The sequence below is a fragment of the Actinotalea solisilvae genome, assembly GCF_016464425.1.
Lineage (GTDB): Bacteria > Actinomycetota > Actinomycetes > Actinomycetales > Cellulomonadaceae > Actinotalea > Actinotalea solisilvae.
In genome coordinates, this window is sequence record NZ_JADDKQ010000019.1 from 75,452 (window position 1) to 90,214 (window position 14,763).

The 14,763-nt window shown below is 68.6% G+C and carries 13 protein-coding genes and 1 tRNA gene; 2 read left to right on the top strand and 12 right to left on the bottom strand.

The window, feature by feature from the left end; all coding sequences use genetic code 11:
* The first annotated feature begins 1,272 nt into the window (after positions 1 to 1,272).
* Positions 1,273 to 1,716: a hypothetical protein gene (locus JIG38_RS14860; RefSeq protein ID WP_199424603.1), complete on the top strand. Its 444-nt coding sequence runs from the start codon at positions 1,273 to 1,275 to the stop codon at positions 1,714 to 1,716.
* A gap of 94 nt (positions 1,717 to 1,810) precedes the next feature.
* Positions 1,811 to 2,008: a hypothetical protein gene (locus tag JIG38_RS14865; RefSeq protein WP_199424604.1), complete on the top strand. Its 198-nt coding sequence runs from the start codon at positions 1,811 to 1,813 to the stop codon at positions 2,006 to 2,008.
* Between the two features lie 64 nt (positions 2,009 to 2,072).
* Here JIG38_RS14865 and JIG38_RS14870 read toward each other — a convergent pair whose 3' ends face one another.
* The 12 genes from JIG38_RS14870 to JIG38_RS14925 all read right to left on the bottom strand — a co-directional run bounded on the left by JIG38_RS14870 (position 2,073) and on the right by JIG38_RS14925 (position 14,544).
* Positions 2,073 to 3,167, bottom strand: coding sequence for a DUF7662 domain-containing protein (locus tag JIG38_RS14870; protein WP_199424605.1), 1,095 nt, complete (start codon positions 3,165 to 3,167; stop codon positions 2,073 to 2,075).
* 271 nt (positions 3,168 to 3,438) lie between these two features.
* Complete coding sequence (locus tag JIG38_RS14875; RefSeq protein ID WP_199424606.1) at positions 3,439 to 3,750, bottom strand: hypothetical protein; 312 nt, start codon at positions 3,748 to 3,750, stop codon at positions 3,439 to 3,441.
* Positions 3,751 to 3,930: 180 nt separating this feature from the next.
* On the bottom strand, positions 3,931 to 5,187 hold the full coding sequence (locus JIG38_RS14880; RefSeq protein WP_199424607.1) for a hypothetical protein: 1,257 nt from the start codon (positions 5,185 to 5,187) through the stop codon (positions 3,931 to 3,933).
* A 127-nt stretch (positions 5,188 to 5,314) separates the two neighbouring features.
* On the bottom strand, positions 5,315 to 5,707 hold the full coding sequence (locus tag JIG38_RS14885) for a hypothetical protein (RefSeq protein WP_199424608.1): 393 nt from the start codon (positions 5,705 to 5,707) through the stop codon (positions 5,315 to 5,317).
* On the bottom strand, positions 5,704 to 6,057 hold the full coding sequence (locus JIG38_RS14890; RefSeq protein WP_199424609.1) for a hypothetical protein: 354 nt from the start codon (positions 6,055 to 6,057) through the stop codon (positions 5,704 to 5,706). The genes JIG38_RS14885 and JIG38_RS14890 overlap by 4 nt, the downstream gene beginning before the upstream one ends.
* An 84-nt stretch (positions 6,058 to 6,141) precedes the next feature.
* Positions 6,142 to 6,639 carry a hypothetical protein gene (locus JIG38_RS14895; RefSeq protein ID WP_199424610.1) on the bottom strand — a complete coding sequence of 166 codons (498 nt, stop codon included), beginning with the start codon at positions 6,637 to 6,639 and terminating at the stop codon, positions 6,142 to 6,144.
* 722 nt (positions 6,640 to 7,361) lie between these two features.
* Complete coding sequence (locus tag JIG38_RS14900; protein ID WP_199424611.1) at positions 7,362 to 12,050, bottom strand: PDDEXK-like endonuclease domain-containing protein; 4,689 nt, start codon at positions 12,048 to 12,050, stop codon at positions 7,362 to 7,364.
* 415 nt (positions 12,051 to 12,465) lie between these two features.
* The gene (locus JIG38_RS14905) at positions 12,466 to 12,765 is read right to left on the bottom strand and encodes a hypothetical protein (protein ID WP_199424612.1); all 300 of its coding nucleotides are present in this window, start codon (positions 12,763 to 12,765) and stop codon (positions 12,466 to 12,468) included.
* Positions 12,758 to 13,081, bottom strand: coding sequence for a WXG100 family type VII secretion target (locus tag JIG38_RS14910; protein ID WP_199424613.1), 324 nt, complete (start codon positions 13,079 to 13,081; stop codon positions 12,758 to 12,760). The genes JIG38_RS14905 and JIG38_RS14910 overlap by 8 nt, the downstream gene beginning before the upstream one ends.
* Positions 13,078 to 13,536, bottom strand: coding sequence for a hypothetical protein (locus tag JIG38_RS14915; protein ID WP_199424614.1), 459 nt, complete (start codon positions 13,534 to 13,536; stop codon positions 13,078 to 13,080). Before JIG38_RS14915 ends, JIG38_RS14910 begins: the two co-directional genes overlap by 4 nt.
* Positions 13,537 to 13,612: 76 nt before the next feature.
* A complete protein-coding gene (locus JIG38_RS14920; protein ID WP_199424615.1) occupies positions 13,613 to 14,017 on the bottom strand; it encodes a hypothetical protein in 405 nt (134 codons plus the stop codon).
* A gap of 453 nt (positions 14,018 to 14,470) precedes the next feature.
* Positions 14,471 to 14,544 (bottom strand) — tRNA-Met (locus tag JIG38_RS14925).
* Positions 14,545 to 14,763: the final 219 nt, after the last annotated feature.

A 14,763-nucleotide genomic window follows, 5' to 3' on the forward strand; every position in this document is an offset into this window, starting at 1 on the left:
GTGCGTGCCTTGTCGGGTCGGTCGGAGCGTGGGTGGTTGGGTTGCGGTTGATCGGTGGCGCGGTTGCGGATGCGGGTGGGCCGAGGCTGCCGAGGAGCTTGAGGCGGTGGACGGGTACGACGATTTGAGGCCGGTCCAGCCGGCTCCATACTCCCCCGGGTTGCGCGACCCACGTGACCCCGTCGGCGGTGTAATGGGTACCGACTGGTTGGCGCAGCAGTTCGGTCGCTCTGACGAAGTTCGTCATCAGACAGTCGCTCCTCGTCAAGGACGCCAGGGAGGGCAGGCTCCGCGGCAGTTCGCGGGTGCCCTTGACCTATCGGCAGGATCTCGTAGCTGCGAGAGCCTCGGCGCACCGACTGCCCGTTGCTTCGCCGATGGTGGTCTGAGCGTCGCGGTCCCGGGTGCGCTCCCGCAGGGGCGGACGGCGCGCGGCTGTTGCTGTCAGGACGGGGCGCGAGGAGTCGTGAGACTCGGCGCCGTCTCGTGCGACGAGATGCGCGTCTGGACGCTTGCTGAGTTGGTTGACGTCGCCTCGGCGGTGCTTGGACGACCCGCCGGCACAGCGCTGGGTCCGCGGTGGCCGTTTGGGGGCCCTTTGCGTCCTTTAGATTGCCGCGGAGTGGCTTCCGGAGGCTGGTCGAGTAGCGCTCGCGACCGTTATCCAGTTGCGAGTGGTGCACATGCATACAAGAGCCCGAACTACCTCGGTGAGGGCTCCCGTCCGCTGTTGGTGCCGGGTCTGAACGGTGGCGGGGTCGCGTCGTCCTCCTCGGCCGCTGCCTGGCGGCGCTCGTGCAGCAGTTCGTCTACTACGCCTGCGTTTCTCAAGGGCTCTCGGAGGTTGGCCAGGAGCTGGGCGCGATCGGCTGGGTGCAGGCCTTCGCGCCGGGCGCCTGCCTTGAGCGCGGTGGGGTCCGTGGCGCGGTTGGGGCGCAGGCGCGTGAGCATCTGCAGGCGTCGAGAGAGTTTGCTCACGCCTGCACTCTGCCAACGTGCAGAGCTGATCGGGAAGCGACTTGCGAACAGTCGACGAGCGCGGCACTCACTGCAGCGCCTTGGCAGTCGCTGCTTGCCAGCACGTCGGTCCGACTGCGCTGTCACTTGCTACCGGCATCCTGACGTCTGAGCGCGGCCGGCGCTGGCCCCGCCTGGCCCTGCGCCTTCGCTGCGGTGGTCGTGGTGCGGCGCGGTGATGAAGTTGGACCTCAGCTCGGCAGGAGGGTGTGGGCGCCGTGGATTGGACTGCTCGCGCGATGCGGCGGTGCGTCGATGACTGAGCCGGACGCGCTGATCTGGCGGGAGGTGGGCGCTCACGTGTGGGGTACTGAGGTCGGTGCGCGTGAGGCACGGGTGCCCGCGGCGGTTGAGGCGGCTGACCTCCTCGCGGGCCTGGGCCGGCCGGTGGCGTTGCGGCTCTTGGCGGAGGCGTCGGAGCGCCTCGCGGTCCGGGAGCGCGAGGCTGCGCGCAGACAGTCGAGTCCGGCTGAGCGAGCTGACTGCGCGCAGTGGGCTGCCGGGTACTGGCATGCGGCGATCGACTTTCTGGAAGGTGCGGGAGTGTTCGACCGGCTGGCGGCGGATGTGGCTCGGTCGATGACGCCGGTGGCGGATGTCGCTTGGGAGCGGTCGCTGGGGTCGGTGTCGGTGTGGCCGGGGACGCTTTCGGATCTGGTGGCGGCTGTTCGTGCGGTGATGGCTGAGCCGGGTGTCTGAGGCGGGCGCGCCGGCGGGGTGGGAGTTGTGTCGCCTTGGTCCGGCGACGGCTCGCGAGCTGGCCGCGGTTCAGGCCGCCGATGCGGCGGCGGTCATGGCAAACGAGGTCGTGCGACCTGGTGCTCGGCTTGAGATCGCTTACGGGTCTTGGCGTCGTGCGCTGGTGTTGCTGCGCCGCGGAGGTGTCGTTTCTGACGGCGAGATGGCGGTGGCGCTTCAGCTGGCGTTGAACGGTTGGTTCGGCAGCTTGGATGAGCTGGTCGATGCGGCACGTCACCTCACGGGTGGCTGATCGACGGCGGCGTCCGGGTGTCCATCGGCCGTTCAGGCTCATGCCGAGCTGCGGTGGTGGGTGCTCAATGGTCCCGGACGAAGGTGACCCGTCGTGCGGTGAGGTTGACGTTGGTGGCCCGCCAGCCGGCGTCCGCGATGGCGCGCGCGACGGCCGAGCCTTCGTAGCCGTGCCAGTGAGGGGGGTGGTTGTAGGAGGACGGCGGCAGTGGGAAGCCGAGGATCTGCTCGATCTGGTCGAAGGTGGCGTGGACTTCGTGGGTGTGCTGGTTCGCGAGCCAGCGTGACAGGGCTCGGTACTTGCCCGTGTGGTTGGTGGCGGTGTGCGTCTGCTCTGGCGCTGGGAGTTCGGCGACGCGGTCTTTGGCCCACCAGAGGAAGGCGGAGATGCGCTGGGTGTGGGCGAAGCCTGGTCCGGCGGCTTCGACGAGGAGGTCGTTGCTCCAGGTGATGAGGCGGCCGATGGGCGAGTGGGTGCGGTCGCGTGCTGGTAGCTCGAGGCCGAAGACGGTGCGTGCGATCTCTCGTTTGCCGCCGTTGGGGCTGGTGTAGATGAGGATGGGCAGGAACCTTGTGGGCTGCATGATGCACAGCACCTTGGTGAGCAGCGCTTCTTTGAAGCCGCGCATCTCGAGGGCGTGTGGTCCGTCGATGAGGTGGGTGAGCCGGTCTTCGAGGGGTACGTGGTCGGGTCCGTACAGGAGGTAGTTGATGGCTCCGCGGGTGCGTTCTGCGGCTTCGTCATCGCCGAGCTCGTTCCAGGCGGTGTTGAAGACGGACATGTTTCCGGGGTGGGCTCCGGTGTCGCTGTTGGCGAAGTCCTTGAGGTCGCGTGGGTTGCAGTGCGGTAGGCCTTCGGCGCTGAAGACCTGCTGGTAGCGGGCCCAGTACTGCTGTACGTCGTCGTCGGGTGCGGGGTGGGCTGCGAAGAACTCGTCGCGGAGCGTGTCGACCGTTGCCTGTCGGCGGGGACTGACCTGGTGGGTGGCGTGGAAGGAGTCTCGGAGCTCGGTGATGCCCTTCGGCTGGTAGGCGGTGGGCTTGGGTTCTCCGCGCCACCAGTCGTGCCCGCAGTTGTTGCAGCCGATGTGCCGCCGGTCGTCCGGTGCCTTCTCGAGGAGGTCGAGGTCGTCGGAGTCGCACTTGGGGCAGGTGACCATGTGCCGAGCCTTCCAGTGAGGCGGACGGTTGAACATGACTCTGGCTTGCTCGGGTGGATCCACCCGAACAAGCGGGTGTGGCCCGGTGACTGGTCGCACGCCGCGGGCTTGGGGTCGCGTGACGCGGGCTGGCCAGCCGCTGTGTCTGAGTCATCGAGGAGGGGGCAGCGTGCCGCCGTGTTGCGGACGTGGGCCGCACACCAGGACGGCGATCGGTGATCGGTGATCGCCATCGGTGGTTTGCGCGTAGCGAGCTGGGTTGATGGGCCCCTCAGCGGCGACGGCCGGGGTGGAAGTTCCTCGGCAGTGCGATGGAGGCCCACGATTCGTGGTGCGCTCCGAGGTTTGGTGCGCAGGCGACGCATGCTTCTGCCCCGGGGGTCTGCTTTGCGACGCCGGGGAGGAAGGGACCGTCGACGGTCGAGTACTCCCACATCTGCGGGCACAGGCGGTCGGTGTGGAGCCAGACGTGACGGCGGCCGGTCAGTGGGTTGATCAACGACTCGCGCCAGGTTTGGGGCGGCGTGTAGGGCATGGAACCTCCGATGAGCTGGTTCTTCAGCGCTTCGAGCGTGGAGTGCATGCGTGTGGTTGTGGTCCGTGAGCGCGGCGCGGGAACCGACGCCCTGGCGGATTCGGCGATGGCGACGCGATCGTGGTTGGACTGCGGGCGTTGGGTCTGGCATGCGCCGTGTCACTGCGATGTGCTGGTGGAGCTGTACCTCTGCCGAAGGTTGCCTCCGTCCGCGCGCCGCTGTCGTGCTCACGGGTCCTCGTCGACCCATCCGCGGCCGCGTTCGGTGCTGCAGTACTCGTCTTCCAGCATGCATCCGTTGGCACGGCAGGAGCGGTCGTCGCACTGGGGCGGCGCCAGTTCTCCGGGGTCCGGCATGAGGTGGCTGGCGACGGTTGATTGTGGGTGTAGGACCCGGCCGTCATCTTGGGTGAAGAGTGCGACGCCGGCGGCGTCGGCGAGTCTGGTGGCCTCGCGAGTGAACCAGGTGCGGCAGATGACTGCGGCTCGGTTGCCTTGGATGACAGCCTTACCGAGTGCACGCTCCAAGACGGCTTGCCCGGCGGGTGTGTTGGCGCGGTGGAAGTGCACAGTCAGGTGCTTTGCGTGCACCTCGTTGTGCTTCTTACCGCTGTGGGCAGCGTCGGTGAAGCCACACCAGCGGAGCCAGGCGGCGGCGTAGCGAGCGTCCTGCTGCTCGTCGTGAAGCTTGAGCTCGGCGCCGGTCAGCCAATCGTTGTGGCCGGCTGCGCGGGGAGGGGACGCGTAGGCGAGGAGGGCTGGTGCCTTGGGGCTTGACGGCGCATCCGGGTCTTGCCCGTGCAGGAGCGCAGCGAGCTGTTCGGTGTCGAGGAGCCCTTCGGGTATCACGGGTGTGGGCTCGGAGTGGCCGCTGACGGCTCGTCTCAAGTCCAGGCGCCGTCGTGAGCCGACTTGGTCCGAGTGGACGTAGTCGACGGCCCAGCCGGTGGTTGCGTTGTGTGTCACTTCGTAGGTGTCGTCGTTGAAGTGGACCGCGACGATGTCGGTTCGGCCTGGCGTTCGGTGGATGTTGGAGCCCTCCAGCGTGCAGGGGCGTGGGATCACGACCTCGTCTTCGGTGAGGCCCAGAGCGAGGAGGGCGTCGGCGAGATCGGTTAGCGGCGACGGTCGGGTCCTCCCCCACCGCCACGGCGTAGGGATCGGTTCGCCGGTGACGCACTTGGCGGCGGTGTGTGCGAGCAACTGGACGAGTTCGGCGGATTGGGTGTCGGCGGGCCACACAGTGGGTTCGCCCAGCTCAGGTGGTCCGCCGACGATCCAGGAGCCGTCACGATGGGTGAGGGCGAAGACGTTGCCTCCGTCGGGCAGCGGGACTCCGACGTACTGGGTGAGTGACCGCTGGGTGAAGTCGACCTTGGCCGTGAGCCCGAGGGGTTCCATGTGCTTGGTGAGGTCGTTGGCGATGCTTGTGAGGTTCAGGAACTCCATGTGAGCCGCGAGGACGTCGGCGGTTGGGAATTGCATCAGTCTCTCTTCCTGCGTCGACACACGGTGACCCCGGGGTCGACCGGTCGCTCCTGGCTCGTGGCATGCCATGGCACATGGATGGGTGGTGTCTCTTCGAGTTGGGCTTGTGGGTGCTGGCCGGTGCTCAGGGTTGGGTTCTTGTGCGCAGCAGCTCCGTGATGGCGACTCGTGCTGCGTCTTGGGTGCCGAACGTGCGGGCGTATCCCTGCTTGTTGGGAACCGTCGTCCCGGTGGCGTTGTCGATGATCAGGTACTTGCCGCGGGGGTCGGTGGCGATCGTGTAGGGGCGCTGGGCACCTTGGTCGGGTGTGGTCGGGGCGAGGGCCTTCTCGATCTCGCGCTGCTTGATGCGGGCGGTGGCGGTGCTCATGGTGAGTCCGCTGTGGATCACGGTGCCGCCCGGCATGGTCCAGCGGACGTGGGTGCTGCCCGTGACTTCGACGGTCCCGCCGGCGCGCCGGACGGCGCGGACGAGTGGTTCGAGGTCCTTGTTGATGCCGAGTCCCTTGCCGGTCATGCCGGTGCCTCGGTTGCGTCGGTGGTGATGCCGTACGGGAGTGGGAGGCGGTGGGTGATGGTGAGGCGGGTGGCTCGGGTGTGTGCGACGTGGAGCGCTCGGGCGGCTTGGGCTTCGTCGTCGTAGGCGCGGAGGAACGCGGCAGGTTCGAGGAGGACGACGTGGTCGAGCTCGAGGCCCTTTGCGTCGGCTGGGGTGCTGGCGTGCTTACCGCGAGGGACGGCTCGGGCGTGCACGTCCGCTCCGGCGTCGCCTGTATGGGGGCCTTGGCCGGTGAGCTGGTCGATGCAAGCGTGGACGTTGCCCTCGACGTACGTATGCCACTGTCGTTCGGCGGCGAGTTGAGGCATCGGGGTTCCTTCGTCGGCTGGTGTGGCCGGAGCATTGCAGCGGCCGGTGACACGCATCGGGTGTGCGGCCCGGTCGTGTGGTCGTCAGTCGAGGTAGTTGTTGCCGCCACGCCAGTCGTTGTCGTCGTCGGTGCGTTCGCCCAGGAACTCTTCGTGGTTCTGGCCGTATGCGGCCGCTCCCCACCCGACACGGCTCGCGTTGTCGAATCGGAGGTCGTGGGCGGAGCTTGGCGCGCCGTAGGGCACAGTGACCTGGCCGGGGTCGTAGTCGCGTCCCGTTGTGATGCGCAGATGGCTCGTGGATGTGCTTGCAGCGATGGGCAGTGGCTGGAGTTTCGGGCGTGAGCGGCGTTTGCGTTCGCCACTGGGGACTGTGCCGAGGGTGACCTTCAGGGAGTCGGCGAGTTCGCGGCCGCAGGAGGGGCACGGGTTGAGGCAAGACTGGTACGCGTGGTCAGCGCGGCATGTACCGATCGCGTCATCGGAGTTGAGAGCCGCAAGCGCCGTGCACTGGGGGTCGGCGTGGTAGATCGGGCCGTCGCCGCGGACGTACACCTTCGTGTGCGCCGACGGCTCTTGCACGCGCTCACTCCCCTGCGGCGACGGACCTTCGGCACTGCTCGCGAAGTTACGCCGTCGCGCTCACTCGTCACAGCCTTTCGATGGGTGAAGTCGCACCGCTGGCCGCGATCGCGTGATCGCGCCAGGACGGTGGTCGATGATCGCTGGTTCGGGGCGTTGGCCTCGGTGACTCGACGACGCACGTGTGTGCGTGCCGCGGTGGCTGCGGAGGACAACGACCTCCGCCGCCAGTGCAACTCGATGGCACCGGCTGTGCAGGCCGGGGTCGTCCGACGCTGCGTTGGACGACTGACAGGGTGACCGTTCGTCCCCCAGGCGGCGGGACCAAGGTGGCCCTGGATCGGCGGAAAGGCACTCGTCGCACAGGCTGCGCAACCGACGTTGGTGGAGCTGCCGGCGGCCGCTGCTTCCGGCGTCAGTGACCGATCACACGGCTCGAGCTGCCGCTGCTCGCGACGGTGTGCAGCGGGCGAAGAAGGGCACCTTGGCACGGCGGCGTCAGGTTGGCTGGCAAGGCCAGCGAGGACCGCCTCATGCCCAGTTCTGATCGCGTCACCGACTTCACGCGGCTGTGGCGGAACCCGCCCCGGCCCTGCTCTGAGTCCGCCCGTCGCAGGCGGGCGCGGCGCTGGACTGCGGCCAAGCGTGCGCGGAGCTTCGCTGGCAATGACGCCACTTGGGGCGGAGCCCTCGCTCAGTTGTGTGGACGACGTCGGGGCTGCTCAGTCGCCCTCTGGGTGCGCTTGGTCGTATGCCGCGATCACCTCAGGCCGTAGACGGCCGCGAGAGCCCACCTCGTAGCCCTGGCTTCGCGCCCACTCGCGGATTGCTGCGGCGGTCGCGCCGTCGCGGGGTGCCTCCGCAGAGCGAAGCGAGTACGACGCGGCCTCACCGGGCGGCTCGTACCACTGCGCCGCTTCATGGTTGAGCGCCACTTCTTGGTCAACCTCGGCTTCGCGTTCTTGTTCGCGTTGGGCGGCTTCCGCGGCGGCGCGTGCAGCGCGCTCCTGCTCACGGGCGGCTGCTGCATCAGCGCGCGTCCGCATGTGCTCCAGGCGGTCCCAGAGCGGAGCCATCGCGGTCTCTCTATCGAGGTAGTACGAGGACGCGCGCACCCGCCAGAACGACCATCCGAGTCGTTCGAGGACTCTCTGACGCCGGATGTCGTTGTCCCATTGCTCGGGCCCGTGGAACTGGTCACCGTCGCACTCCACCGCGAGGCGTTCGCCTTGTGCGGCGTGCACGACCATGTCGATTCGGTAGGCACCGACGCGGTACTGCGGCTCGAGCCGGTAGCCGCGGCGGACAATGTCGCTCATGACGTCTCGCTCGAATCCGGACTCGGCGAGGTCGAAGATGTCGTCGTTGTTCGCGCCGCGTGGCGTGTCCGCGGCGTACTGGATGAGGGCGCGGCGTTCGTCATCGGCGTGGAGGGTCGAGGGGTCCACCGAGTGGAAGACCCACAGCTGGTCCTGTGCACGGGACGCGGCGACGTTTACGCGCTGCTTGTCGCCGGTCCGTGTAGCCGCGTAGGAGTTTGAGTCCGCGACGACCGACAGGAACATGACGTGTCGCTCGTCGCCCTGGAAGTTGGCGGCGTTCCCGACCCGCAGCCGGCGACGCTGGAATTCCTCCACGCCGAGCTGCTCCATGAGCATCGCCTCGATGATCTGAGCCTGAGGACCGGACTGAAGGGCGACCACGCCGAAGGTCAGGTTTTCGTAGGCGGGGTCGGCGGCGCATTGAAGCACCTGGTCGACCAGAGCCTGCGCTTCGATGCGGTTCACGGTGCTCGAGCCCGTGCGGACCGCAGCGCCGGGCACCCTGACGGCGCGCAGGGGTGGGCCGATCTGCGGGTACTTGCGCTCACGGAGAGGCCGGATGCCGCCGTCGTAGTAGCGGTTGGAGAACTCGATGATCTCCGGCACGCATCTGAAGTGCTCACGCAGCATGATCACCGATGGGAAGGCTCTTTCGGCGATCGAGTAGAGCGACTCGTCCAGCGTGAGCAGCTGGCGGTGGTCGACGTCGGGGATGTGGACGTCTTGGAGCGCGCGTACCCGTTCACGGTCGACGCCCACGGCAGCGGGCGAGGTTTGCTTGTCGTCTCCTACGACGACCGCCTTGCGCCCGAGGGCCAGGACGCCGGCCGACAGCAGGTCGCATTGGGATGATTCGTCGACGATGACGACATCGAACAGCTCGGACCTGGTCGGGTCGAAGTTCTCGATGACACGGTGGATCGGCATGATCCACACCGGAACGGCGCCCATGGCTACGGGCAGCAGGTCTCGGGCTTGCGCCTCCCAGTAGGGGGCGTACTTGCCTGTGCCCTTCCCGCGGCGTCCGAGCGCGTTCAGCCATGCCGACAGGGCTCGGCGCTGGGTGTCCTTGAGGTTGAGTCGGAGGAACAAGCGTGCTGAGCGGTTCGCCATCTTGAGTACGAGGCGTTCGAGGGCAGCTGCGCTTGCGAGGGACTGCGCCATGAGGGCGTCGATCTGTGGCCCGGAGTGGAGGTCGTTCAGCCACGTGCGGGCTTGACGCCACCGCCACATGTCGGCGGCGTCGTGCGGGTGACCGACGACGGCGGGGTCGGCACGGGTGGTGAGGATGGCCTTGGTCCAGAGGGGTGCGGCGGCCGCGAGGCGGGTGTCGAGGGCTGCCCGGCGCAGCACCTTGGGTCGCAGGGATGCGAGCCGGGACGCCTCTTGTAGTGCTGCTTCCCACGCCGCGAAGTCGCGGCGGGCGAGCGCGGAGGACAGGACGGACCACAGCGGGGAGGCGCCGGTCGTCTGGGAGGCCGCGTTCACTCGGTCTGCGAGCGCTGCCAGTTCACTGCTGAGGCGCTGCTCTTCGAATCTCGATCGAGCGGCGTCGAGGGTGTCGGCTGCGGCTCGCAGCGATGAAGGCGTCGAGGTGGGTGCTGGAGTGGTCAGGACGCGCGCGAGGTCGGAGGTGAGAGCTGGAGCGGTGCGATCGTGCCAGTCGAAGACCCGCGTCAGCTGTGCAAGGAAGTCCTCTACGGCAGCGAGGAAGCCTGCGCTGGCGGGGAAGGTCGGCAGGGGTGTGCCTTCGGCGAGCTGTGTGAGGCGGGTGGCGAGCTTTCGTTCCGCTACCCGCAGTGCAATCTGGGCGCGGGCGAGCCCGACCTCTTCGACTGTGCGGAGCTCGAGGCCGTCGATGCGGACGGTGGCGTGCAGGGCGCGAAGGTCCTTCCCGCCGAGGAGCTTAGGGACACCTTGCCCGGCAGCGAATCGAGCTTCGAGGGCGTCGAGTGTCTGGTTCTGGAGGCGGTGGTCGCCGTCGGGCACGACGACGTCGCGCCCGATGAGGCCTCGGCGCAACTGCATGCATAAGTCGACGTCGGCTCGGAGCTCGGACAGCTGTGTCGTCCAGTGCTCCCTGAAGCCTGGGGAGCGCACGAGCGCCTGGCCGACGTAGGTCTCCCAGGTGCCGGAGATGGCGGTGAGGTCGTCTGCGCCGCGTCGCGCTCGGTCGGCGAGCGAGGCGAGGCTCTCCGGTGATGAGGCGTCCAGGGCGTGCGCCCGAAGGCCGGCTACTTCGAGGTCGGCGACGGTGTCTCGGAGCCGGTCGAGGGTTGCGTGCTGTTCGGTGAGCGTGGCTGCGGTGGGCAACTCGCTGGTGGCTGGAAGTTCTGCGAGGGCAGCACCGGCGTCGGTGGGGTCGATGTCAGTGGCGAACGCGAAGAGTTCGCGGAGGTCGTCGGCCGACAACGGCATCGTCGCGTCCGGCGTGAGGGGGTCTGCGATGAGATTGAGGTGCTGGTTTGAGCTGACCCATGCGGCTACGTCGGCTGCTCGGGCTGGGCCGGTAGGTAGTGGGAACTCGCGGCTTTCGGAGCGGAGCGCTTCGACGAGGGCGAGGTCGGTGAGGCGCTGCTCGTCGCGTGCTGTGTCGATTTGGCGTGCGAGTTCGTCGATGCGTCGGCGTTCGGTGGTTGGGTCGAGGGATGCTGCCGAGTCCATGACGGTCTGGACTGAGGCTCTGACTTGGTCCATGGCTGCGGGGGTCGATCCGAGGACGGCAACGGCGAGGTCGCGCATCTCTGCGGGGATCTTGTCGCGCAGTACGGACAGCGCCTGCTCATTCTGTGCGGTGACCAGGACGCGCTTGCCTTCGGCGACGAGGTGGGAGACGAGGTTGGCGATGGTGTGGGACTTGCCGGTTCCCGGGGGGCCTTGGACGGTGACTCCTCGCGATGACGCGAGTTGCCGGGCGATGCGCTCTTGTTCCGTGTTGGTGGGCAGCGGCATGAGCAGGCGGACTGGTTGTGTGTCGCTGGCGCCGTCGGCTTGTCCGAGTTCGACGAGCGTTCGGGCGACCTGATGTTCTTCGGCGACTATCGATGCGAGCGCCTCGGGTAGGAACTGCTTGTCGGTCAGGACGTGGGCAAGCTCCGTGTAGAACCGCTCGTGTCGCATGGGACGCGGGCGGATGAACAACACCCATCCGTCGTTGACGGCGGGGTCGGGACCGGCGGCCGGTAGGTCGGAGCCGTCGGTGAGTGTCGCGTTGAGCCCGAGTGGGGCGGTGAAGGACATCCGGACGGCGTCGATTGTGGCTTGCGACCACGGGTTGGGCGGTGCGTCGCGGAGCTGGCTGCGTAGTCCTGCCAGTTCCTCGACGCCTGGGAGGTTGAGGCCTTCGACGGCGTCGAGTTCGAGCTCCATGGCACGCTCGGGGCTCACGCTGATGGTGCCGGTCGCGGGGTCGATGTCGATGGTCGCCGGCACGGTGAGGATTGGTGTGCGGATACGTGCGCCTGGCGGCGCCCATGACAGGACCGCGCGGCCCCAGACAACCTCGTGGGTCGCCTCGTCGCGCTCGGCGCGAAGGTGCATGGCGTACAACCGCTCGTAGAGTTCGCGCGCCTCGACTACGACGACGGCGCCCGAGGCCCAAGGGGTCCATGTGGTGGTGATCCACTGTGCGAGTGTGGCTGCGCGTTCTTGGCGTTCGTGGCACAGTGCGTCGGCGCGTGCAAGGGTCTCGATGGTGAGCTCGTCGGCCGATTCGTCGCGCTGTTGGTCGATGGATGCGAGCCAGGCGTCGAGTTCGGGGTCAGCCCGAAGTGAGGGCTGGTCTCGTGGGTCGGTGACGGTGGCGGGGTCGACGTGCTCCACGAGGGCGGCGGGGAGCTCGGGCGGGGTGGGGGCGGGGAGTCGATCGACGCGCAGCCATTCTGCGTGTTCGCCGCTTGGTCCGAGCCGGACCTTTGGGTGCTGTGGGACGGCGTCGGGCCACAGGAGGTCGCCGTAGGTGGTGATGTCGCGCACCGGTGCTGGCCCGACGTCACGGGCGAGTGCTGCGAGGAAGTCGAGCAGGCGCGCGGTCTGGTCCACGACCGTGTGCTTGGCGCGTGCTGCTGCGCTCGCGTCGGGCACGTTCACCTCCGTGGTTCTGACGTGGGGTCATCCTGGCACCCGGCGGGGACAGAGCCCACGTGCGCTCTTGAGTCGTGTTGACTCCACGCAGACAGGCGGGCTGTTCGCCGCGGCGTACACGTCGGCGTCCCGTGACGCTCCCTGCGAGGCCAGCTCCCCGGGTACATGTCCGTGTGACTGTCCGGAAGGTACGTCGTCCCGCTGCCTCGGCACAGCCGTCGCCTGGGTGAAGTCGCGGCGACGGTTCCCACACCGCTTGCACACCGAGCTCGGCGACATCCCACCCGCCGAGCACGAAACTAACCCCTGCCGTGATCACCGCCGCGAGACGCTCAGCGCGGCACAACCGAGCCTCTATGGAACCCGGAACGGTTCACACTGCGCGGCGCGCGCGCCAAGCGGAGGTTGAGGGCGATGGGGCCTAATCCAGGAGAGCGGCGTTTCGCACTTCAGTGTCTCGACCGTCTTCGCGCACGCCCGCGAGCGCAATCTTCACCGTTGCGAGGGCTTCGGTGAGGCGAGCGACACCAGCCCGAAGTTGCTGCTGATAGGCCTGCTCTGCAGCCCGCGACGGTGTCGCCGGGTCCCAGCCGGCAATCTGGGCGTCGACCTGAGCGAGCAGCGTGGTGATCTGTTGCTCGATGGAGCGGCTGGCGTCCGTGAGCGCTGTCTCGATCTCCTCAAGGGCGCCGAGGCGCACGATGAGGCTGCGCTCACTCATAGGTCATGCCTCCCAGGCGGGCGGCGAGGCGTGCATAAGCGGTCTGCTGCTGTTGTTCCTGCGCGGCAACGGTCGCGTCCACTGCGACCAACTTGTCGGCGTACGAGTGCAGCGTCGGGATCAGCTGGCCCGCGACGGTGAACCACTCCTCCACCGCGGCGATGAAGCTTGCTGCGGCTCCGCCCGCGAAGCCGGACATGGACGTGGAGATGGTCTTCGCCAGGTCCGTCAGCGTTGCGTCAATCGGCGTTGTGGCCTCGGCGACCAGCGACGCGGCGCGACGTTGGTCCCCGATCGTCAACTCGGTGCCGGTCACTTGCCCCCCTTGATGTTTAGAGCGTGACAACCATGCGCCTGCGCCCCTCCGTGGCTGACGGCACCGGCGTCCAGAACGGTCAGCCAGACGCAGGTCAGCGGACTGCGGCGCAGGAGATCTCCGGCCACGGTGGCGGCCGGGAGGCGGTCTTCGCCGGACAGCACGCGGGCGAGCTTCTCGGCCTCGGCGAACCACAGGTCCGCGACGCCCCGCTGGTCGATCGGCTTGGAGGCGGCGAGCTCGAGGAGGAAGGGCAGGTGGTAGCGCTTGAGGTTGCTGGCGAGGTTGTTCGACCGGTCGCCGTCAGTGCGGCGCATCGTGCCGACGTGGTGGACGTACCAGGCCACCAGCATGGTGGCCGGGGTCACGGTGTCCGGGTCGGTCGCCGGGTCAAGGATCTGGGTCCCGGCGTTGACCAGTGCGATGAGGTCGCAGTCCGCGGCGTCGAGAAGCATCGGGTGGCCATCGGTCAGGGCGACCAGGGGTGCGCGGGGACGGCCGGCAGGTCGCGCAGCAGGCGAAGCGGGGCGTTCACCGGGCCACCGCCGTGGTGGCGCGCAGGTCGGCGATGAACGCGGCCTGCGTGGCCAGGTGCGCCCGCAGGTCGGTGACAAGCTGCTCGTGCTCCGTGTGGCGGCCGAGCAGCTCGGCGTGGACTCGGCGCAGGTCCTCCAGCTCGGCGCGCAGGGCGATGGCGTCGGCGACCTCGCGGGCGCTGATCTCGGGGTCCAGGACCGCGGCGGGGATGCGGCCGAGGTCGATGAGGTCGCCCAGGCGCAGCAGGACGCAGTTGTTCGGACCGAGGCGGGTCGGGAGGTTCTCGTCGCGCTGGATGCGCCGGACGGTGTCCTCGACCTTGCCCATGAGGGTGGCGAGGGTGGGGCGGTCGAGCCACTGGTCGCGGTCGAGGCCGCGGGTCAGGGTTGCGGTGGCCATGGTGGTGCTCCTGGTTCCGGCGGCCGGGTTGGCCGCGTTCGCAGGGGGACCGTGATGAGTCTTGGGGGTGCCGCAATCACCGCACGTGCAGCTCTGCGTGGCCGGCCCGTGAGCCCGCTCGCGGCGAGACGCAGGGGCTCCCGTTGGGGCGCCTGGTGCTGGGACACCCACCCGGTGCACACGTGGGCCGTCGTTGTCCTGGTGCGTTGGCGCAGGCCAGGGACGGGGTGGCAGGGGGCGTGCATGCCCAGGACGCCCGCGCAAAGGGTGTGCGCTGATGTGGTCTTCAGGGGCGCGGTAGCGGCCGCGCGGGCTTCCCGGCAGCCGCAGGCTCACGTACAGACGGGCCGGCACCGGTGCGTCCTTGCAGGTCAGCGGGCCGTGAGACGACGAAGGCCTCCCGGGTGATCCCGGGAGGCCTTCGCGTAAACCTGCGTTCGCAGGTTCCCACAGTAGCGGGGGCAGGATTTGAACCTGCGACCTCTGGGTTATGAGCCCAGCGAGCTACCGAGCTGCTCCACCCCGCGTCGGTGCCGTAACCATACGTGCCGCCCGGAGCCCGGAGCAAATCGCCCGAGCCCTCCCGCGCTGTGACGTCACGCACGCTCGCCGCCACGCGCGGCGGTCGCCCAGGACGGCGGAGGGGTGGGGGGGCCCCCCCGGGCGGACCCCCCCCCCCCACCCACCCCCCGGCCGGGGGGGGGGGTGACCCCTCCGGGGCGGCGGGTGGCCCTGTCAACTCGCCC